The organism is Bifidobacterium sp. LH_417 (assembly GCF_056357035.1).
Genome location: NZ_JBKEVI010000007.1, coordinates 13,841 through 35,732 on the forward strand (window position 1 = coordinate 13,841; position 21,892 = coordinate 35,732).

Sequence of the window (21,892 nt, forward strand, 5' to 3'; positions counted from 1 at the left end):
GGAAGGTCCTGTGGCGGATGGTTTGCGGCTAAGATCGCGTGGCGGACGGTTTGCAGCGGATGGTGACAATCCACAAAACACGACGCCGTGATTGTGGCATGGCGCACAACGCACGAATCACGGGCGCACGCGTACTCTTGGCGATGATCGGCCGGACTGCCGCCGCGATGGACGAATCGCGGGCGCACGGCCATGAGGAACGTAAGGAACGCGCACCATGCTTGACCACTACACCACCCCCGGATCGTCCGTCGAACTGCGCGACGACCAGACCATCTACTCGCTGCTCTCCGACCGTCTCGACCGCACCGGCGCGGACACGGTCATCGCCGAGAAAAAGCTCGGACCGGGCCACTGGGCCAACGTGACCACCGGCGAATTCCACCGCATGGTCCTGTCCGCCGCGCGCGGCCTCATCGCGCTCGGCATCGGCAAGGGCGACGCGGTGACGATCTTCTCCTCCACACGCCTCGAATGGGGCGTGCTCGACTTCGCGCTCGCCGCGATCGGCGCGGTCAGCGTGCCGATCTACGACACCGACTCCGCCTCGCAGGCCGAACGCATCATGAACGACGCGGACGTGAAGCTCGCCGTCGCCGACGACCGCACGCGCTTCGACCGGCTCGACTCGGTGAAGGACCACTGCCCGGCATTGAAGCAGATCCTCATGATCGAAGGCAACGCGCTGGGCGCGCTGGAAGGCCTCGGCGTGACCGTGTCGGACGAGGAGCTGGACGAGCGCATCGCCTCCGTGCGCATCGACGACCTCGCGACCATCGTGTACACGTCCGGATCCACCGGCACGCCGAAGGGCGTGGAGCTCACGCACCGCAACTTCGTGTCCGTCACCATCGCCGCCTCGGAGGCGCTGCACGAGATGATCACCGACGACCATCCGCGCCTGCTGCTGTTCCTGCCGCTCGCCCACTGCTTCGCGCGCTTCATCCAGTACGCGTCGATCGCCTCCGACGACGGCGTGGTCGGCTACCTGCCGGACACGAAGTCCCTGCTGCCGGACCTGCGCTCGTTCGAACCCACGTACCTGCTGGGCGTGCCGCGCGTGTTCGAGAAGGTGTACAACGCGGCCTCGCACAAGGCGGGCGCCGGCTGGAAGGGACGCCTGTTCCTTCGCGCGGCCGAGGCGGCGCGCGTGTGGAGCCGTGAGGAGCAGGCCGGCGAGAAGCACACGCTGAAGGAGATCGCCGAGCATGCGAAGTACGAGACGCTCGTCTACCGCACCGTGCGCGGCGCCCTGGGGCCGAAGATCAAGTACGTGGCGTGCGGCGGCGCCCCCCTGTCGCTCGACCTGGCGCACTTCTACAACGGCATTGGCCTGCCGATGATCCAGGGCTACGGCATGACCGAGACGGCCGCCCCGTTCGCGGCGACGCGCGTGCACGACAACGTGATCGGCACGGTCGGCCAGCCCGCGCCCGGCTCCTCGGTGCGTATCGCCGAGGACGGGGAGCTGCAGGTGAAGGGCCCGAACGTGTTCCGCGGCTACCACAATCTGCCGGAGAAGACCGCCGAGGCGTTCACCGCGGACGGCTGGCTGCGCACCGGCGACCTCGCGACGATCGACGACGAGGGCCGCATCACGATCACCGGCCGCATCAAGGACATCATCATCACGGCCGGCGGCAAGAACGTCTCCCCCATCCCGCTGGAGGAGGAGATCGCCAAGTGCCCGATCGTCGAGCACGCGGTCGTGGTCGGCGACCAACGGCCGTTCATCGGCGCGCTCGTCACGCTCGACCCGGAGGCGCTGGCCGTGTGGCTGCCCGCGCACGGGCTGTCGCTGGACACGCCGGTCGACCGCCTCGCCACGAACGCGGCGGTGCGCGACGAGATCCAGGAGTACGTGGACAAGGCGAACGCGACGGTCTCCCGAGCCGAATCGGTGCGCAAGTTCGTCGTGCTCGACGAACGCCTCACGCAGGAGAACAAGTGCCTGACGCCGTCGCTCAAGGTCGTGCGCCCGGCCGTGAACCGCGTGTTCGCCGACGTGATCGACCACGAGATCTACAACGGCAAGCGCTGACGCGGAGCCCGACCATTCGTGTCGGTCGGTTCCGTGCCATACGCGTCGGTTCCCGCCAGTCCATGGCACGGAACCGACGCCGATAAAACGGGTCATCAACGGCGGATCATCGGAGACGATGCCATACTGGTGTCCATGAACAACGACGTGCACGCATCTTCCAATGCTCCGGCAGACATACTGAAATACTGGAGGGCCATCGAACTACTGACGCCTCAGAACTTCAAACTCCTGGAGAATTCTCGGCGCACCGCTCCCTACGTTATGTACGGTCCGATCCCGGAGCCGGGAAACGAGTACGGCGATCATGAGCCTTGGCAGCCATTCGAGGTCGAAGTGCATATCGTTGCGTTCGCGGACCAGAGCGAAGCCACAGTGCCGTGCAACGCCAAGGAACGCAAGAGCCGAGCGCGACACCTGTACGGCGAGAAGCCTCATCTCATCATGAAGGTCGACTCGCATGCCGTGCTGCGCAGCGCGCATCTCACCGATGAGCCGTCAAGCGAACGCCGTTACGCGGTAAGCCCATCGGCCCAACGACGGTTGCATCTGATGACGGATACGCTCACGGGACCTGGCTCCATCATCGATGACGGATATATGGACCGTATCCTCGATCATGGCGACGATCGCGGCCGGCAACACGCGATCGTCTATCGCGTGCATCGTCCCAGGCCTTCGTCGGGGGTACGCCCCGCACATGTCATCACGGACTCCGGCGAATGCGACTATGTGCTGCACACCCGCGACGTGGCGGCACGCCGCAGACAGTACAGGGATCGATGGGAACTGCTCCGGAACAGGAACCCCATAACGTGGCTTCCCCACCACAGCTATCAGATCACCGTGGCCATCAACCAGCGGACCGCGTTCAGGACCCTTGTCCGCATACTCTCCACCGCAGCGGGGAATCCGCAGCGATGCGACGGTCATTCGCCGGAGGAAGTGGCGCTGCATGAGCAGACGCCGGACGGCCAGGCCGCATGTCTCACCGTCAGCGTCCGCGATGACGGGATGCTGCTCGATGACTCACTCCACCTGTCGCAATACGCCCGCGCATTAAGCGATCTCATCACCGCCGATTACCAAGGTATGCCGATTCCTCCTGAATCATGGCCCAGGGCAGGAAGTCCCGACCAAGCCGCCGCTCTTCTCTCCGAATGGGAAAAATCCGACGCGGGTGTCCGTTTCCATACCCCCAACGAGTTCATCACGTTCCGAGGCATCGCGAATCTCATCGGTTTTCTCCGAGCCCGACTGCGTTTCGACACCGGCAACGGCATCGATGCGAACGAGGACAGGCAGCCGGACTCTCCGCCGCTTATGGAGTGCCGGATCGTCAGCATCAATCTCAAGAACGGCATATCCCCCCTGTACACCGCGGCGGACTTCATGGACTCCTTCTATCTGCAGGATCTGAACCGGTTGGTCAGTGAGACGGAGAACAACCCGTGGTCGTCGTCACAGCCGCTCGCACGGTACCTGTCCGAGAACCATCCCGACCGCATGGATCTGAATCCGAAGTCGGAGAATGGGCGATCACGCAGCGCCCAGGTCATTTTCGACCGTGTACAGCCACGTGATATTCCGCAGGCATGCTGGCCCGCCAATCCGAAGTACACGCTCTCGCTGCACCAGCAGCTTGCCGTGAACGAAATACTCAAGGCTTTTCTGGCGGGAAGCACCCAGCCGCTGCTGGGAGTAAACGGTCCTCCCGGAACCGGCAAGACGACATTGCTGCGCGACGTGATAGCAGCTGTCGTCACGGAACGCGCGAAGAAACTCGCGAAACTCGACAAGGCTGATGATCTGTTCGCCGGCATGGTGTCCGCCGATACAAAATCCAAGTATTGGAGACCGAACGAGGAAATCACTGGATTCGAAATCATCGTGGCTTCCGCCAACAACAAGGCAGTGGAAAACATCAGCCTCGAATTGCCTTCGATGAAAGGAATCGATTCATACTGGCAGGATGAGATCAACAAGCATTTTGCATCACGCTTCTCCTCCTCGTATGGAGGATTCGCGTTCGGTAAGACCGCAACGGCGATGACGGCGAAGGACAACGATGACGAGACAAACGACTCCGCCGCCGAATCATGGGCGTTGTTCTGCGCGAAATTGGGCAACACCAAGAACATGAATCGCTTCTTCGACGGATTCGATAAGGAATTCGTCACGGGGAGATACATCCGGAACGAGCTGGTCGCCAAAAGCGTGCTCAATCAGGTCGATGACAACCGCATTGACTGGAACCACGTCTGGTTCCAGGCCAAGCAGTCCTTCGACGACGCACTGAGACGCGAAGAGAACATACGCCACCAACGCCAGAAGGACTACGAGCGGTGGATCGCCGGAATACGCCAACATATAGGCATAGAGTGGGTGGACGCCGAAATCCAGTCGCTGCAGAAGTCGATTAGCGACCAAGAAGACCGGAAGTCTACCATCGAGCGACGGATGGACTCCATCAACGGGTTCATCCGCAATCAGGTACTCGCGGGAAACGAGCTTCTTGCGTCCAAACCATCCTGGCTTCTCGTGTGGAAACGTCTCGCATGGGACAGAAAGCTACGAGACAACGCCCAGCATATCGACGAGGCAAGGCGCGAATGGCAGAACCAGCAAAATGACTGGCGAAACGTCACGCAGAGTATCGAGCAATCGCAGTTCAAGATGGACGAGTCAAGGAACCGGCGGCACGATCTGGAGAAGAAGCTTGATGATGAGATCAGGAATTATCTGGACTCTCGCGAAACCCCCTATCTTGACCGGGAGTGGAACGAGGCCCGCACCCGGGTGTTCCTGGAAGCGCTGGCACTGCATCAGACGGCGATTCTCGCGAATCATACGAGATTCTGGACGAACCTTCGCAATCTCAAATCCAGCATCTCATTGTCGGGTGAAAGCCTTCCCGCCGATATGTCCGCGGCCCTCTGGCGAACGCTGTTCCTGGTGACACCGGTCATCTCCACGACATTCGCATCAGTCTCGCGCATGTTCGGTCCGCTCGCCGGCGGCATAGGAGTCGCAAACCAGCAACGACTGGGATTGGCACTGATCGACGAAGCCGGTCAGGCACAGCCGCAGTATGCCGCCGGCCTGTTGCAACGCGTGCGTCACTGCGTGGCCGTCGGCGATCCGGTCCAGCTGGAACCGGTGGACACCGTACCGCCGCAAGTCAGACGATTGTTGGCCCGCACCTTCCATGTGACGATCGGCCCTGAATCCTCCAACGTGCAGGAGTGCGCCGACCGGCAGACCCCTCTGGGCCGGTACACGCGACTGGGCGACGCCGACCAGTGGATCGGTATGCCGCTTATCGTCCACCGGCGATGTCTTGAGCCCATGTTCACCATCTGCAACGCCATGGCGTACGAAAACCGCATGGTCCAAGGCGCCTCCTCTTCCCGAAAGACGCCGGGCACGGATGGAACGCAACCGTCGGCTGATTCCCTCGAGAAATCCTGCTGGTACGACACATCAGCTTCTTCATCGAGCGCATCCTCCAAACCGACCAAACAATGGCAACCCGACGAAGGCAAACAACTACATAAACTGTTGCACGAACTGTTCGTCCGTGGAATGATGCCACAGGACATTCTCGTCATCTCCCCGTTCAAGGCGGTGGCCGAGGAGATCAAGCCGATCTACAAGAAAGAGGTACGGGAATACTTCGACGGAAATAACGGACAGCCATATATCGATGATCAGACCGCCACGAATCTGGCGCAGAATCGTTCCGGAACCGTGCACATCAGTCAGGGGCGCGAGGCCAATGTCGTCATTCTCGTACTTGGCAGCCAGTCCGGGAACGCGGGATCGGGCTCACGTCGATGGGTCAACGGCAAGCCGAACCTGCTGAACGTCGCCGTATCCCGAGCGAAAACCCGACTGTATGTCATCGGCAACCGTGACGACTGGTCCGAGGGAAGATACTCGCATCAGCTCGTCGATGGTTTGCCCCAAGGCATAGACTTGGGACAAGACAATCCGACGGTCGATCCGGAGACCGGTGAAATCATCGACTAGACGATGGTGTGGGACGACCCTCGTGAGAATCATCCCACACCATACTCGGACCACTATCGGAAACCGGCTCAGCCGTCCGTCACTCGCGACGGCGGCGCCGGACGGTCAGGACGGCGAGGCCGGCCATGGCGAGCGTGAGCGTCGCCATGGCGAGGCCGGCGACGGCCGTGCCGGTACGCGACAGACCGGCGGTCTTGCCGGAGCCGTTGCCGGAACCATCGCCCTTGCCGCCGGTGAGCGTGCCGGCGTCCTGCTTGCCCGCACCCGGCTCACCCGCGGACGGGGCGGGCTTGAGCGCCTTCCTCGCCTCCTCGAGCCTGGCGAGCGCGTCATTCACGTCGACCTGCGAGACGGTCTTGTCGTCGTGGACGCTGATCGCGTTCTCGAGCGCGGCGCGGAACTTCTTCCACGTGGCGGGCGTGTAGTCGGACTCCTTGAGCGCGGACGCGCTCTGGATCGCGGCGGCCAGCGCCTCCTTGTTGACCGTGTTGCCTTCGGTCGGGTTGACGGTGACCGTGAACGTGGCGGTCTTCGTCGTATCCGACTTGAGCACGACGATGACGGTCTTCTCGCCGGCGGTCGTGGTGTCGAAGCCGGACGGATCGGCCAGCTCGTAGTCGTCGCCGTAGGTCAGCGTCTTGGAGGTGCCGTCGGAGAGCGTGGCGGTCACTTCGAGACCGTTGAGGTCCGGACCGGCGTCGCCCACGGCGTAGGTCGTCCTGTCCGGGGCCTTGGTGACCTCGATCTTCTCGACGGTCACTTCGGGCTGGACACTCTTCGCCGTGACCGCGGCCATCGCGTTCTTGAGGTCGGCGGTGGCCTTGGTGACCTCGGCCTGCGTGGCGCCGGTCTTCTTGAGCAGCGTCTCGGCGGCGTCGATCGCGTTTTGGAGCGCGTCCCACGCCTCGTCGGTCTCGTAGTCGGCGGCGGCGTAGCCCTTGGCTTCGGCGAGCGCCGATTCGAGGGCGGCCGTGTCGACCTTGGCCGTACCGGCGGCCTTCGCCCAGGTCACCATGCCGGTGGAGTTGCTGTTCTGCACGTAGGTCTCGCCGTCGGAGCGGTTGTTGGTCGCATAGAACGGAATCGCCTGGATGTCGATGTCCTGCGTCGTGTCGCCGTCCACGTACTTGGCCTTGCCGGTGATGATCATCATGCGGCTGGCGTCCATACCGTCGATGAGCGTGCCCTCGGCGGCCTTGAGCGTGTTCTTCTCGTCGCGCCGGATCTGGATCTTGCGCGGGTCGAAGTTGGCGATGCCGCTGTTGAGCTGCTTGTTGCCGGCCTTCTCCATGGAGAAGACGAGCGGGCCGCGTTCGACGGCGACCTTGCCCTGCTGGTCGGAGACCTTCTCGTTGCCTTCGGTGAGCTTGATCTCCATCGGGAAGTCGAGGGAGACCACGTCGCCCTTGACCCACGTGCGGTCGATGGACACGTAGCCCTTGACGGCGTCGGTCTTGATCTTCTTGCCGTTGACCTTGATGACCGGCGTCTCGTCGCTCTGGCCCTTGAGCCAGCTGGGGATGCGTACCTTGAGGGTGAACTCCTTGGACTGTTCGGGGTTGACGGTCATCTCGACGTTGCCGTCGTTCGGATAGGCGGTCTTCTGGGTGACGCCGACCTTCACGCCGGACACGCTGATGGTGGCCTCGCTGCCGATGTACATGTTGACGAACACGTTGTCGCCGTGCGTCGTGTACATGTATTCGGAGAGGCGTGCGAGCGTGCGCATGAGGTTCGGCGGGCAGCAGGCGCAGGCGAACCAGCTGGAGCGGCCGAGCGTGCCGCCGTTCTTGGTGGGCAGTTCGAGCCTGTTCGCGTAGTAGAAGCGGTCGCCTTCGAGGTTCACGCCGTCGAGGATCGCGTTGTACATGGCACGTTCGACGACGTCCGCGTACTTGGCGTCCTCGTGCACGAGGTTCATGCGCAGGTTCCAGTTCGCCAGGGCGATGGAGGCGCAGATCTCCGCGTAGGAGTCGTTGCTGGGCAGCTCGTAGTCGGTGCCGAAGTCCTCGCCGTGGCTGGCCACGCCGATTGATCCGGTGACGTACATCTTGCGGTTGACGACCGAATCCCACACCTCGTCGAGCGCATGGAGGTACGAGGTCTCGGTCTCGCCACCGACGAGCCTGGCCACGTCGGTCGCGCCCGCGTACAGGTAGTTGGCGCGCACGGCGTGTCCGACGGCGTTGGTCTCCTCGGTGAACGGCAGCGCGTCCTGCGAGTATTCGCGCTGGCCGGACGAGTAGCCGTCGTACTGGCTGTCGCGTAGCTTCGGATCCTCGCCGCGGCGGTCGATGAGCGTCTTGGCGGTCTGGACGTACTTGTCGCCGGCGCCTTCGCCCTCATGCTGTTCGACGAGTTCGGAGAACTTGGCGAGCGCGAGCTCGATCTCCTCGTGTCCGGGGACCTCGTGGCGGGTGCCGTTCGGCCCGAACAGGTTCACGATCTCGTCCGCGTATCGCTTGGCGGCCACGTACAGGCTGTAGTCGGGGTCGCCGATGCCCTCGCGGTAGCGGGTGTATGCGACGGCCGACTCGATGAAGTGGCCGGCGTTGTACATCTCGTGGTTGTTGAAGTTGCGCCAGCGGTGGGTGCCGGGGGCGCGGCCGCCGGAGTAGCTGGAGGAGCGCAGCGTGAAGTGCGTGTTGATGTAGCCGTCCGCGTACTGCACCTTCTGGATGAGGTCCACCCATTCGGCGAGCTTCTTCTCGAGGCGCGCCTTGTGCTCGAGCACGGTCGGGTCGGTCTCGTCCTTCATCGCGGCGAGCGTGTAGCTGATCGCCTCGAGGGACTTGTAGATGTCGGAGTCCTGGAACACGAAGCCCTGGAACGCCGAGTACTCCTCGCCGTTGAGCTTCTTGACGGCGTTCTCGAAGTTCGGCTCGCCGCCGGACGCCTCCTCGATGTGCCCGATGGACACCTCGAGGGACTTCATCATGTTGACCTTCTGCTTCGGTGACCAGAAGTCGTCGGTGAGGGTCACGTTCTCGAAGGTGACGGACTTGTTCGCCGTGGAGGCGGCGACCTTGCTGTTCACGGCGATCTCCGCCTCGGCGGGGAATGCGACGCCGTTGACGGACACGGTGCCGGTCACGGTGAACGTCTTGCCGACCTGGTCGGCCGCGTACTTGGCCGGATCGACCTTGTCCCAGGTGACGGGCATGAGCTTCGAGTCGAAGGTCTCGCCGAAGTCGTAGGAGACGGTTTTCTGTCCGGTGTTGTGCGTGGAGGGCGTCGGATCGTCGAACTGGATGCCGTTGACGACGACGCTGTTCGGCAGGATCGGCGCGGTGCCGGCCACGGTGGACGTCTTGTACGTGTCGACGCCGGTGACCTCCTCGACGGCGACGGAGGCGGTCGCCGTGCGAGTCTCGCCGCTGGTCTTGTCGGTCATGGCGACTTTGACGGTCCCCTCGCCCTTCTTCGCGCCGGCGACGGTCACGGTGGCCCCGGTCCTGTCGCCGACGATGGAGAGGGCGTCGCCTTCCGTGCTCCACTGGTAGGCGAAGTCGCCCGCGTAGCCGGTGGGCAGCGGGGAGGCGGTGTAGGTGGCGTTCTCGCCGTTGACGATCTTCGCCTTGCCGGTCACCTTCGCGGTGACGAACTCGTCGGTGACGGTCTCGCCGTACACCTGCCATTCGCCGATGCCGACGCCGGTCTGGCCGCTGCCGTCACGGTCGACGAGCATGCGGATCCTCGTGGTCTTGATCGGGTGCTTCGCGTCGATGGCGACGCCGTTCCACGTGCGGTTGTCGCCGTTGTACTTGCCGTCGGCGTGGTCGACTCCGACCGTGTCGACGGTCTTGCCGTCCTTGTCGAGCATGCCGGTGACGTCCGCCCACTTGCCGGTGGCGTGGTTCCAGTACTGGAGCCTGGCGCTCTTCGGATACTTGACGCCGCCGCCGTCGGCCCACCACATGACCTGCATGCTACGGATGTTCCTCGGTTCGCTCCACGTGAGTTCGATGGGCTGCGGGTATTCGAGGTCGCCCTCGCTCTTCCACGTGTTCCACGAGGTGTCGCTCTTGCCGGCGAGGTTCATGTCGTTGACGTTGGCCGTATTGGTGCCGGAGTTCGTGTAGTCGGCGGAGACGACGCCCTCGGGCGCGATGTTCTTGCCTTGGGCGATACCGGGCTGGAAGTCCTCGCCCTGCGCGCCGTACACCTCCCATTCGCTGATGCCCACGCCGTTCTTGCCGCTGCCGTTGCGTTCGACCTTCATGCGGATCTGCGTGGTGGTCACGTCGGCGGCGAACAGCACCTCGTTCCAGTACTTGTTGGCACCGTTGAGGCCGTTGCCGTCGGAGGTGTCGTACTTGACGCCCATCTGGTCGGTGGCCTTGCCGTCCTCGTCGGTCATGCCGGTGAGCTGCTTCCATTCGCCGGTGGCGTCGTCAAGGTATTCGATGGTCGCGGATTTCGGGAAGGTGACGTTGTCGGTGGCCGTGATGTCGTTGTTGTCGGCCCACCAGATGACGCGCGATCCGGACAGCTGCTGCGGGGTGTCCCATTTGAGCCACACCTTGGTCGGGTATTCGACGCCGCCCTGCGACCACGTGTTCCACGAGGTCGCGGCCGCGCCGGCCAGGTAGCCGTTGTTCACGTTGGATACGGGCGTGTTCTCCTTGTCCGCGCCTGCCTTGGCGTAGAGGGCGAGATTGACGAGCCTCTTGCCGGCCCAGTCGACCGCCGCCTGCGCGGGCAGCGCGGTGACGAGCATGGCGAGGGCCGCCAATACGCCGATCGCCGCGCGAAACGCACGGCTCTTCAGCGTATGGTTTCGGATGTGATCGAGCACATTCTCTCCTTACATGGTGACTGCACGGTACGGGCCCGAACGCCGTTGTGGGTCTGCTGTCCGCCGTGCCGTCGGCTTCTTCCTCGTGAACGCTTACAGGGCTTGTCTCCATTGACTGTGAACATTGACTGTGAACGCTCTCGAACCGATTGGTCTCAAGTTTATAACGATAAGAGCGATACCACTTGAGGAAAAGGCTTTCACCGCGTGTCGCCATTGACAACGGCGCGACTCATGTTCGCAAGTGTTCGCCCACGTTGATTCGCACACCCCAAGCGTGCGTTTTTGTGCGGATGACGCACACGTTTCACGCCCGCTCCTGCGGCAGCAGGTAGAGGTCGTCATCGTCCGTCGCCATTGCATCGGCAACCGTCACCATCACCTCGTCCTCCGTATGCCCTGTTCCTCCAGTTCGTGGATGACGCGCCATGGGGCGTCCAATTCGTTGGCATGCATGCGGATGACCGATAGCCCCTGCCGCTCCAGGCAATGCTGCCGACGACGCTCATCGTCGACGACCTCGCGAATCGCCCTGCCGGAGGTCATGTCCGGATCGACGTATTTCCGCGTTCCATCGAATTCCAATGCCACCTGTCCATCGCCCGACGTCCTCCAGAGAAAATCGACGCGATGGCAGCGATTCGGATGGTCCAGACAGGGAAATTCGACCTGGATATCGTCCGGAGGACAGCCCATGTCATGCAGCATGCCCCGCGCCGACGATTCACCGCCGTTCTCACTGCGCGCGTCCGCCAGATTGAACGCCCGCATGACGGTTTGGCGATGGCGGGAATACTTCACCGACGACGGATAGGCGAGCAGGACATCCTTGTCGACGGAGCCGGAACGCACCGACGAGTCGATGGGGGCCAACGAATATCTCAGACTCAAGGTAGCGGCGCAGTCGAACAGGGTACGCAGCAAGCCCGTCACCTTCACTCCTTCCACCTCCACGACCTCGGGATCGGAGATGACGTGCCGTTCCAACCGATTGGTATTGCGGTAGTGCGTGCCGGGAGCGCCCACGACATGCAACGGCCACGCCAGACGATAGGAGCAGTCCAACCGATGCATGACCGCTGCGGTGGGCCCGCCGAACACCCAATCGGGATGCCGTTTGGCCAATGCCCGGACGATGTGCCGGATTCGTTCGTAACGGTCGAGGGAATTCCAATAATCGACCTGCGCATATAGTCCGCGGAAAGGCTTCACGATGGCGCCGGAACGCATGCGACGCTGAATCGCCTTGAATTCGGTGTCCGTGGGAGCCACGACGCAACGCTTCTCCCGACGCGCTTCGGCGAACAGCGCATCAACCGCATGATGCCTTACCATGTCCCCATTGTAGAAGGGCCCGGCATCGCGAATCTCAGGGACGAAACCCCCGTTATCCGAGATTTACAGCACCAAACACCCGTTTTGATGGGGTTGTTCCGGGCATTTGACGCTGTGAATCGGGGATAACGGGGGTTTGGTACAGGGAGGGAAGAAGGAGGGGGGAACGACAAGGGCCCATCCCGGGTGGGATGGGCCCTGATCTACCGATCAGTCAGCGGGAACGAACGTCCCACCTCTAATCAGTGACGGTTGTCGAGACGGTGGTACATCTCGGACAGCTGCAGTTCCTTCTCGAACTGGCGGGCGGTCGTCTTGTCGTCGATGACGGCGAGCTCGACGCCGGCGATGCGGGCGAAGTCCTCCCAGGCCTCACGACCGACGGAGGTGGTCATGCAGGTGTGGTGGGAGCCGCCGGCGGTGATCCAGCACTGGACGGCGGTCTTCAGATCCGGCTGCGGCTTCCAGACGGCGCGGGCGCACGGAAGCTCCTTGAGGGAGCCCTGCGGCTCGACGACGTCGACGACGTCCATGAGCAGGCGGAAGCGCTCGCGCTCGTCGGCCATGGAGACGACGACGGCGTCCTTCTTCGGCTTGCCGGAGAAGACCAGGCGGACCGGGTCGGCCTTGCCGCCGATGCCGAGCGGGTGGATCTCCAGCTTCGGCTTGGCGATGGTGCCGATGGCCGGGGAGACCTCGAGCATGTGGGAGCCCATGTCGAGCTCGTTGCCCTCGGTGAAGTTGTAGGAGTAGTCCTCCATGAGGGAGGCACCACCCTCGAGGCCGTAGCCCATGACGGCGCCGATGCGCACGAGGACGGCGGTCTTCCAGTCGCCTTCGGCGGAGAAGCCCCAGCCGTACTCGGACGGGAAGCGCTGCGGGCCGACGCCCGGCAGCTGCGGCAGGGCGCCGAGGTCCTCGAAGTTGTCGACGCCGGCGGTGCAGCCGTTGGCGCGCATCATGTTGACCATCGCGGCCTCTTCCTTGGCGGCGATGAACAGGGAGTCGTACTTGGCGTCCAGCAGGGCCGGATCGACGTCGTACTTGGCCTTGTAGTCCTCGATGATCTCCTTGACCTGGTCGTCCTTGACGGCGTCGTACGCGGCGACGAGCTCGTTGACGGCCCAGGTGTTGATGGAGGCGCCGAAGACGCGCTCGGCCTCGGTCTTGTCGCCTTCGGTGACGGCGACGTTGCGCATGTTGTCGCCCCAGCGCATGACCTTCATGTTGTTGGAAGCGTCCCAGCCGGCGCAGGCGCGGGCCCAGGTGCCAACCTTCTCGGCGACCTCCGGGTCGGTGTAGTGGCCGACGACGATCTTGCGCGGGATGCCGAGGCGGGAGACGATGTAGCCGAACTCACGGTCGCCGTGGGCGGCCTGGTTCAGGTTCATGAAGTCCATGTCGATGGTCTCCCACGGGATCTCCTTGTGGTGCTGGGTGGCCAGCTGCAGCAGCGGCTTGGTGAGCACTTCGAGGCCGCGGATCCACATCTTGGCCGGGGAGAAGGTGTGGCACCAGGCGATGACGCCGATGACGTTCGGGTTGGCGGAGGCCTCGACCATGAACTGCTTGACGCCGTCGGAGGACTTCAGGGTCGGCTTGAGGACGATCTTGGCCGGAATCTTGCCGGTCTTGTTGAGGTAGTCGACCATTTCGGCGGAGTGCTCGGCGACCTGGCGCAGAGCTTCCTCACCGTACAGGTCCTGCGAACCGACGCCGAACCAGATTTCCTTGCCCTCGAAGGGGTTCTCCATAACCATGAGTTACTTCCTTTACTTCGTTGTGTTGGTTGTTGGGTTAAGTCTCAGTGCTGGCGTAGCCAGCGGTGGCGCAGTCGAACGCGTATCCGGCGCGTGTGTCCGCAAGGCGCACCGAGGGAAGGCGTACGAAGGTACGTCGACCGAGGAGCAACGCCGCGGACACTCCGCCGGATCAGTGCTGGCCGTAGACGTTCTGGTAGCGGTCGTTGAGCTTGTCGATGTCCTCCTGCGGAATCGGGATGATATCGCCCAGCTGGCGGGCCGCCCACATCGTGTGCGCGACCTCCTCGGTCATCGCCGCGGCCTTCACCGCGCCCTCAGCGTCCTTGCCGATCGTGAACGGACCATGGTTCTGCATGAGCACCGCCGGCGACTTCGGATACTTCTTCAACGTCTCCACGACGCCCTCGCCGATCGCCTCGGAGCCGATCAGACGGAACGGACCCACCGGCACCGGGCCGCCGAACTCGTCGCCCATCATCGTCAGACCGCACGGGATGTTCTGGCCCGTCGCCGCCCACGCGGTCGCATACGTCGAATGCGTGTGCACCACGCCGTACACGTCCGGCATGTGACGGTAGATGTACGCGTGCGACGCGGTGTCCGAGCTCGGCGCCTCGGAACCGTCGACCACGTTGCCGTCCAGATCGCACACGACCATCGAGCTCGGGGTCAGGTACTCGTAACGCAGGCCCGACGGCTTGATGACCATCAGATCCGCGGTGTGCAGACGCTGCGACACGTTGCCCGCGGTCCACACGACCAGGTTCCACTTGATCAGCTGCTCATGCAGGCTCGCGACGACCTCACGCACCTGCTTGACCTCGGCACGGACCTCAGGACCATAATCAGCCAAAGTTGCCATTGTTGGTGTTCCTTTCCAGTGTTGGATTGACGTTTGTCGAAATCGTTACTTGTCTTCGAGGTCGATGCTCTCGATGGCGGTGTGCTCGATGGGCAGGCCCTTCGAGAAGCGGGCGAAGAAGTCCTCGAAGCCGATGACGTCGCCGGCGTAGGGCTCCTCGGTGGTGGACTGGGCGTCCTTGAACACGCAGCCGTCAAGGTAGTCGGCGAGGTTGTCGTGAGCCTCGTCGGTGTGCCACAGGTAGTCGGCGAGCACGGCCATGCCCCAGGCGCCGCCTTCGGCCGCGGTGGACATGACCTTGATCGGCGTGTTGAACGCGGCGGCGAGGATCTTCTGCGCGACCTTCGGGGTGGTGAAGATGCCGCCGTGACCGACGAGGGAGTCGATCTGGACGTGCTCCTGCTTGGTCATGACGTCCATGCCGATCTTGACCGGGGAGAACGCGGAGAACAGCTGGGCGCGCATGAAGTTGCCGAGGGTCATGTTGGCTTCGGGGCTGCGGGCGAACAGCGGGCGGCCTTCCGGCAGGCCGGCGAGGAACTCGCCGGAGCGGAACGGGTAGTTGAGGAGGCCTCCGCAGTTGGAGTCGACGTCGTCGGCGATGGCGGCGCGGAACAGCGTGCCGTACAGGGTGCCGGCGTCGACCGGGTTGCCGATGGCCTTGGCGAACTGGCCGAACAGGCCGACCCACGCATTGAGGTCGGAGGTGAAGTTGTTGGCGTGGCTCATGCCGGCGAGGTCGCCGGCCGGGGTGGTGACGAGGTCGACTTCGGGGTGGAGCGCCTTGAGCTTGTGCTCGAGCACGACCATCGCGAAGATGGAGGTGCCGGCGGAGACGTTGCCGGTGCGCACGCGCACGGAGTTGGTGGCGACCATGCCGGTGCCGGCGTCGCCTTCCGGCGGGGCGAGCACGACGCCCGGCTCGAGCGCGCCGGACGGGTCGAGCAGCTTGGCGCCTTCGGCGGTGAGTTCGCCGGCCGGGGTGCCGGCGACGAGCGGCTTGGGCAGCAGGTCGGCGAGCTTCCACGGCTGGGCGGCGACTTCGGGCAGCGCGTTGAACTTCTCGATGAATTCGGTCTCGTAATCGTGGGTGGTCGGATCGATCGGGAACATGCCGGAGGCGTCGCCGACGCCGAGCACCTTCTCGCCGGTGAGCTTCCAGTGGACGTAGCCGGCGAGCGTGGTGAAGTACGCGACCTTGGAGACGTGCTCCTCCTTGTTGAGCACGGCCTGGTAGAGGTGGGCGATGGACCAGCGTTCGGGGATGTTGTACTGGAACAGCTCGGAGAGCTTCTTGTGCGCCTCGGAGGTGTTGGTGTTCTGCCAGGTGCGGAACGGCACGAGCAGTTCGCCGTTCTCGTCGAAGGCAAGGTAGCCGTGCATCATGGCGGAGAAGCCGATGTGGCCGATGTGGGTGAGGGTTTCGCCGTAGGCGGTCTTCACATCGTTGGCCATGGAGGCGTAGGCGGTCTGCAGGCCCTTCCAGATCTCCTCCTTGGAGTAGCTCCACAGGCCGTCTTCGAGGTGGGAGGCCCAGCCGTAGTCACCGGAGGCGATGGTCTTGTATTCGTCGTCGATCAGGACCGCCTTGATGCGCGTGGAACCGAATTCGATGCCCAGCGAGGTCTTGCCGGCGCGAATCTTCTCCGCGATCGTGGCGACCTGCTCGGAGGCGTTCGTTGCTGCCATGGTGTGGACTCCTTCTGACCGGCCGGTCATACCGTCCGATCGTCGTTCCTTGGGCGCCGACCGCACCCCTTCCTTGGGTGGTCGTTAACGCTCACAATTTCCGTATTCATTGTAACGGCCTTACAGCCGTATCACAACCTCGACGTGCCAGAAAAGATAACGGTTTGATAACAGGTCATCGAATCAACTGATGACCACGCCGTCACCGCAAACCGTCATCACAGACCTCCCGCGCCGACCGTCACACGCGCGGCACCGGGCCGAGCGACGTGCGATCGCACACCGTCGCCGGAACCAGTCCCACACCATGCTGCGTATTCGGCAGCGACGGTTCCTGTCCTTCGCCGAGCAGGCGCAGCACCTCGCGCATGGCGGCCGTGCCAAGTCCCTCGAAATCCGGACGCACGGTCGTCAGCGGCGGGAACAGGTTGTCCATGCCGGTCATGTCGTCGAAGCCGACGAGGCTCATGTCCTGCGGGATACGCAGCCCGTGTTCCTGCAGCGCGCGTGCCACGCCCACGGCCTGCGCGTCGTTCGCGGCGACGACGGCCGTCGGCAGTTTCGCGCCGGTCACGCCGGCCGTGTCGATGAGACGGTTCATCTTCGCGTACGCCTCGCCCGACTCCCATGTGTCGCAACGCATCACCTGCGTATGGATCGACTCGGCGGCCGACAGCGTCTCCCATGCCGTCAGACGCGTCGCCGCGTCGCGCCACTCGCGGGGACCCGCGAGATAGAGCACGCGGCGGTGCCCCGCGGATTTGACCAGACGCATCACGTCGGCCATCGCACCCCACTGGTCGATGCCGACGAACGACGTGTGCGCGAGATCGTCGGCGGGGATGAGCGAGCGCGCCTCGCGCATGCTCATCCGCCCATGCGTCGAGGTGACGATGACGCGCGGCTGGCTGACGCGCGCACGACAGGCGACGTCGAGCATCACGTCGGTGGGGGTCAGGAAGATGAACGCGTCGACGTTCTGCTCGTTGAACGTGTCGATGAGGTCGTCGAACTCGGCCTGCGTGCACAGCGCCTCGTGCACCATCATCACGCTCATGAACAGGCCATGACCGCGCGCGATCGATTCGATGGACGAGATCGCGGAGATCGGCCCGAAGAACTTGAGTCCGCCTGCGATGAGTCCGATCGTGCGCGAACGGCTGGAGGCGAGCGCGCGCGCCGAGTTGGACGGGCGGTAGCCGAGTTCGCGGATCGCGGCCTTCACGCGGGCGCGGGTCGCGTCGGACACGTCGGGGGAATTGTTGATGACGCGGGAGACGGTCTGATGACTTACTCCGGCGAGCTTCGCCACCTCGAACATCGATGGGCGTTTGTTGGTCCTGCGGCCGGAAACCATACTTCCTCTCCTCCCGCGCGGCACTGCACTGACCTTAACAGAGTAGCGCAAAACAAAACACGACACGTGAACGTTCACACGATTACCGTGCGCCTCTGCCCACGATTGCAGCGAGTCGGGGAACCGCAGGCGCGCAGGAAGCACGGGGATTCCCGAGCCCTATACCCCCGGAATCAATGCCATCAGGACCGAGGCGCCGAGACCACGCCGCCAGACCAGACACCACCGACGCCGCGCAACCCGGCATCAGACGAGTTTCCAGGAAACGCGGTGCAGGTCGCACGGGCCCTGCGCGGCGATCGCCGCCTTGTGCGCCGCCGTGCCGTACCCCTTGTTGTGCGCCCACTGGTACGCCGCGTATTCGGGGCGTTCCGCGAGACGTTCCATGATCCGGTCGCGCGTCACCTTCGCGAGAACGGCGGCAGTGGCGACGGTCGCGCAGGACCGGTCGCCCTTCACCTTGGTGGTCACGTCGGCGGGAACCGGTACGTCGGGCGCGTCGAACGTGTTGAGCGCCTTGGTGATGTAGTCGTGCGGACCGTCGAGGATCGCGGCGACGCGCACGCACCGCTCCCCCGCCACGGCGTCGTCCGCCGCGCCCGCCGCAACGAGCCCCAGCTTCTCCTCCGCCGCGGCGAGCGCGCGCAGAGCGGCGATGCCGAGCGCGTGGCCGATACCCCATTCGTCGATCTCCGTGTTGCTCGCCTCGCCGATCGCCCACGCGGCGGCCCAGTCGGCGAGCTCGTCGTAGATCGCCTCGCGGCGATGTTCGGTGAGGAGTTTCGAGTCGGCGACGCCGTCGGGCACGGCGAGACCGTCGCCGGACACGGCACCGTCCGCCGCGCCGCCGGTCGCGTCATGCGCCGCGCCGGGTGCCAGGTCGCGGGCGCGGATGATGGCGCATCCGACCATCACCGGCCCGGCGAGCGCGCCGCGTCCCACTTCGTCGAATCCGGCGATGAGATCGTAGCCGCGGGAGGCGAGCTCCCGTTCGAGGTCGAGCGTCGGGATGATCATCAGTTCCCCAGCCCGTCGTTCGCGTGCTTGGGGTCAATGGTCGTCACGTTCGTATCGGACATGGTCGAGCCGGACGACGTGGTCGCGGCGGCGGAGGCGCTGGCGTCCGGCACGTCGGCGAACACCTCGTGGTGCGCGTCGAGCGAGCCGAGACGGTTGAGCGGCCAGTAGCGGCACAGGCCCACGCCGACCACGTCGGAGATGGGCACGAGACCATGGTCGCCGTCGTCCTGATGGTAGCGGGAGTCGGCGGAGTTGGCGCGGTTGTCTCCCATGACGAAGACGTGATCCGCGGTGACGGTCACGCTGAACGGGAATGCGCTCGGCTGCACGCCGTCCTTGAGATAGGCGGTTTCGGTGACGGCGACGCCGTTCACCGTGATCGGCTGTCCGGCACCCTCGCAGGAGACGGTGTCGCCGGGCAGGCCGATGACGCGCTTGATGAGATAGTCGCCGGCGAGCGGGCTGGAGGTCTGCTCGTTGGCGAGCCAGCCGGCCGGATCGTGGAAGACGACCACGTCGCCGCGTTCGAGGCCGAAGGTCTTCGGCGCGAGTTTGAGGGTGACGACGCGGTCGCCGGGCTCGATGGTGCTTTCCATCGAGCGCGTGGGAATCTCGTAGAATCCGACGAGGAACACGCGGATGAGGATCACGACGAGAATCGGAATGCCGCACCAGATGAGCGTGTCACGCCAGGAGAAGCCGTCGTCGCGGCGCGGCTTTCCCGACGATTTGCCGTGCGCGCCCGGATTCCCCGCCGTCGCGGCCGGCAACGGCATGACGGCCGGGTCGACGCCGTGGTCGGCCACCCGGACGGTGTGACGGTCGCGCTCGTCGTTGTCGTATGGCATGTGCCCTCCTGTTCCCCGCGAAAAACTCCATTCATCGTAATCGGGCGCATGCCCATGAGCGGATCGCACGCGCCGAATACGACGAGAGGCCCGGAACCGTGGGGTTCCGGGCCTCTCTATGCCTCGCGTGAGTCAGCGGCTCACTTGGCGCGACGCTCGACGATACGAGCGGCCTTGCCGCGCAGCGCGCGCAGGTAGTACAGCTTGGCGCGACGGACGCGGCCCAGACGCACGACCTTGATGGAGTCGATGGACGGGGAGTGCAGCGGGAAGCGACGCTCCACACCGGTGCCGAAGCTGATCTTGCGGACGACGAAGGTCTCGCGCAGACCGGAGCCCTGGCGGGCGATCACCACGCCGGTGAAGGTCTGGATACGGGAGTTGTTGCCTTCCTTGATCTTGACGTCGACGGAGACGGTGTCACCGGGACGGAAGGCCGGGATCTCCTCGGCCGGCTTCATGCGCTTGGCTTCGAAAGCCTCGATGGCGTTGACCATGATGGTTCCTTAGGTGCCGCCGCATATCGGCCACCGGACGGGGTGCGCGCACCTCCGCGTCTTCCCGCGGTTCCAGGCTTCCCGCCCGGTGATGCACGTACCGATGTTCCTTCCCCGCAGGTCTGCCTGCGAGGGGTGCCGATCCGCCGGGAATCGCGCCTTGCGGCGGACCGGCTGGACCTTGTGCGACGGGGGTTTATGCGGCGACCCCCGCCACGGCACACAGCAATCATCCAATATATTGTGTGGCCGGGACAGGGGTCGTGGGTTTATCGGCGGGACGGGCCGCCGTCGGCGGTCTCAGTGGTCTCGGCGGCCTCAGCGGTCCAGGCCCTCGTTGACCTGCTGGATCGCCTTCAGCGCCGAGTCGACGGTGGCGTCGCCGGTGTAGATGTTCTGCATCTGCACGCCGATCTCGTCGTTGAGCTCCTGGGAGGTGAGCTTGCGCTCGAGCTTGGACTCGGACTGGCCCTTGGTCACCAGGTCGATGCTGGCCTTGGCGGACTCGGTGGCGTCGGACGGCACCTGGACCTTCATGTCCTTGGCGACCGGGGCGCCCTGCAGCGTGTTGATCCATTCCTGCTGGCCTTCACCGGTGGTCATGAACTCGATGAACTTCATGGCGGCCTCCTTCTTCTTGGAGTCCTTGTTCACGGCCAGGCCGAAATCCACGCCGGTGGTGGGGCCGGTGTCCTTGTCGCCCACGGTCGGGAACTCCATCATGCCCAGCTCGTCCTTCTCGACGGCGGTGCCCTTGGTCTCGTCGTTCGGCAGCACGGCGGAGACATGCCAGGAGCCGGTCGGGAAGAACGCGGTCTTGCGGGCGTAGAAGTAGTTGTCGCGGGCGTCCGGGTAGGTGGAGGTGCCCACGGCGCCGTCCTGGAACAGGCCGTCGTCGATCATCTGCTTCCACGCCTTCATGGTCTTGACGAAGGTCGGGTCGGTGAACTTGGCCTTGCCGGCGGCCGCCTTGTACACGTCGCCCTCGCCGTACTGGTTGGACAGCCACACGAAGATGTCGTCGAGGTGCCAGCCGTCCTTGGCGCCGAGCGCCATCGGCATCAGGCCCTTGGATGTGAGTTCCTTGTTGGCTTGGACCAGCTCGTCGTAGGAGGTGGGCACCTTGACGCCGTTCTCGTCAAGCAGGGTCTTGTTGTACAGGATGTACTCGGAGCCGGAGGTGATGGTCGGCATGGCCACCATCTTGCCGTCCGCGTTGGTGGTCTGCTCCACGGCGCCCTCGGCCACCTTGGAGTCCCAGCCGGGCATGTACTGGTCCGCCAGGTCCTTCATGTCATCGGCGAAGCGGCCGTACTGTTCCACCGTGGAGCCGGCCTGCACGCCGAACACATCCGGGCCTTCGCCGCCGGCCATCGATGTCTGCAGCTTCTTCTGGTAGTCGGCCATCTCGGAGGTGCGCCACCAGTTGATCTTGATGTTCGGGTACTTCTTCTGGAAGGCCGCGTAGATGGTCTTCCATTGGGCGTCGGTGGGCTGCCAGGTCCAGAAGGTCAGCTCGACCGGGTTGTCCTTGGTGCCCAGGCCCTCGTCGGACCCGCCGGCGGAGCTGGAGCCACAGCCGGCCAGCAGGCCCACGGACATGGCCAGCGCGCCCACGGCGGCGACCGTCTTCTTCATGGTGAACATGAT

12 protein-coding genes are annotated in these 21,892 nt (G+C 64.3%); 2 read left to right on the forward strand and 10 right to left on the reverse strand.

Annotated features, from left to right (window positions below; translation table 11 throughout):
* Positions 1–217 precede the first annotated feature (217 nt).
* Positions 218–2,041 carry an AMP-dependent synthetase/ligase gene (locus tag AC1AYR_RS05785; RefSeq protein WP_476511896.1) on the forward strand — a complete coding sequence of 608 codons (1,824 nt, stop codon included), beginning with the start codon at positions 218–220 and terminating at the stop codon, positions 2,039–2,041.
* 135 nt (positions 2,042–2,176) lie between these two features.
* The gene (locus AC1AYR_RS05790) at positions 2,177–6,073 is read left to right on the forward strand and encodes a DEAD/DEAH box helicase (protein ID WP_476511897.1); all 3,897 of its coding nucleotides are present in this window, start codon (positions 2,177–2,179) and stop codon (positions 6,071–6,073) included.
* Between the two features lie 79 nt (positions 6,074–6,152).
* On the opposite strand, the gene AC1AYR_RS05795 is transcribed toward AC1AYR_RS05790, so the two are convergent.
* The 10 genes from AC1AYR_RS05795 to AC1AYR_RS05840 all read right to left on the reverse strand — a co-directional run bounded on the left by AC1AYR_RS05795 (position 6,153) and on the right by AC1AYR_RS05840 (position 21,889).
* On the reverse strand, positions 6,153–10,871 hold the full coding sequence (locus AC1AYR_RS05795) for a beta-L-arabinofuranosidase domain-containing protein (protein WP_476511898.1): 4,719 nt from the start codon (positions 10,869–10,871) through the stop codon (positions 6,153–6,155).
* 378 nt (positions 10,872–11,249) lie between these two features.
* Positions 11,250–12,101 carry a CTP synthase gene (locus AC1AYR_RS05800; RefSeq protein ID WP_476511899.1) on the reverse strand — a complete coding sequence of 284 codons (852 nt, stop codon included), beginning with the start codon at positions 12,099–12,101 and terminating at the stop codon, positions 11,250–11,252.
* A gap of 347 nt (positions 12,102–12,448) precedes the next feature.
* Positions 12,449–13,966, reverse strand: a complete 1,518-nt coding sequence (gene araA / locus AC1AYR_RS05805; protein WP_476511900.1) for an L-arabinose isomerase — start codon at positions 13,964–13,966, stop codon at positions 12,449–12,451.
* A gap of 172 nt (positions 13,967–14,138) precedes the next feature.
* Positions 14,139–14,831, reverse strand: a complete 693-nt coding sequence (locus AC1AYR_RS05810; protein ID WP_476511901.1) for an L-ribulose-5-phosphate 4-epimerase — start codon at positions 14,829–14,831, stop codon at positions 14,139–14,141.
* 45 nt (positions 14,832–14,876) lie between these two features.
* Positions 14,877–16,520 carry a xylulokinase gene (locus AC1AYR_RS05815; protein WP_476511902.1) on the reverse strand — a complete coding sequence of 548 codons (1,644 nt, stop codon included), beginning with the start codon at positions 16,518–16,520 and terminating at the stop codon, positions 14,877–14,879.
* Between the two features lie 241 nt (positions 16,521–16,761).
* Entirely contained in the window at positions 16,762–17,877 is a 1,116-nt protein-coding gene (locus AC1AYR_RS05820; protein WP_476511903.1) for a LacI family DNA-binding transcriptional regulator, read from the reverse strand.
* A gap of 246 nt (positions 17,878–18,123) precedes the next feature.
* Positions 18,124–18,894, reverse strand: coding sequence for a ribonuclease HII (locus AC1AYR_RS05825; protein ID WP_476511904.1), 771 nt, complete (start codon positions 18,892–18,894; stop codon positions 18,124–18,126).
* Positions 18,894–19,745, reverse strand: coding sequence for a signal peptidase I (lepB, locus tag AC1AYR_RS05830; RefSeq protein WP_476511905.1), 852 nt, complete (start codon positions 19,743–19,745; stop codon positions 18,894–18,896). The genes AC1AYR_RS05825 and lepB overlap by 1 nt, the downstream gene beginning before the upstream one ends.
* A gap of 140 nt (positions 19,746–19,885) precedes the next feature.
* Positions 19,886–20,242, reverse strand: coding sequence for a 50S ribosomal protein L19 (gene rplS, locus AC1AYR_RS05835; RefSeq protein ID WP_476511906.1), 357 nt, complete (start codon positions 20,240–20,242; stop codon positions 19,886–19,888).
* A 318-nt stretch (positions 20,243–20,560) separates the two neighbouring features.
* On the reverse strand, positions 20,561–21,889 hold the full coding sequence (locus tag AC1AYR_RS05840; RefSeq protein ID WP_476511907.1) for an ABC transporter substrate-binding protein: 1,329 nt from the start codon (positions 21,887–21,889) through the stop codon (positions 20,561–20,563).
* Positions 21,890–21,892 lie beyond the last annotated feature (3 nt).

Bases quoted from the DNA above. Each gene is read 5' to 3' on its own strand.
- AC1AYR_RS05785 (WP_476511896.1), top strand. From the start codon at position 218: ATGCTTGACCACTACACCACCCCCGGATCGTCCGTCGAACTGCGCGAC.
- AC1AYR_RS05790 (WP_476511897.1), top strand. From the start codon at position 2,177: ATGAACAACGACGTGCACGCATCTTCCAATGCTCCGGCAGACATACTG.
- AC1AYR_RS05800 (WP_476511899.1), bottom strand. From the start codon at position 12,101: ATGCGTTCCGGCGCCATCGTGAAGCCTTTCCGCGGACTATATGCGCAG.
- araA (WP_476511900.1), bottom strand. From the start codon at position 13,966: ATGGTTATGGAGAACCCCTTCGAGGGCAAGGAAATCTGGTTCGGCGTC.
- AC1AYR_RS05810 (WP_476511901.1), bottom strand. From the start codon at position 14,831: ATGGCAACTTTGGCTGATTATGGTCCTGAGGTCCGTGCCGAGGTCAAG.
- AC1AYR_RS05815 (WP_476511902.1), bottom strand. From the start codon at position 16,520: ATGGCAGCAACGAACGCCTCCGAGCAGGTCGCCACGATCGCGGAGAAG.
- AC1AYR_RS05820 (WP_476511903.1), bottom strand. From the start codon at position 17,877: ATGGTTTCCGGCCGCAGGACCAACAAACGCCCATCGATGTTCGAGGTG.
- AC1AYR_RS05825 (WP_476511904.1), bottom strand. From the start codon at position 18,894: ATGATCATCCCGACGCTCGACCTCGAACGGGAGCTCGCCTCCCGCGGC.
- lepB (WP_476511905.1), bottom strand. From the start codon at position 19,745: ATGCCATACGACAACGACGAGCGCGACCGTCACACCGTCCGGGTGGCC.
- rplS (WP_476511906.1), bottom strand. From the start codon at position 20,242: ATGGTCAACGCCATCGAGGCTTTCGAAGCCAAGCGCATGAAGCCGGCC.
- AC1AYR_RS05840 (WP_476511907.1), bottom strand. From the start codon at position 21,889: ATGTTCACCATGAAGAAGACGGTCGCCGCCGTGGGCGCGCTGGCCATG.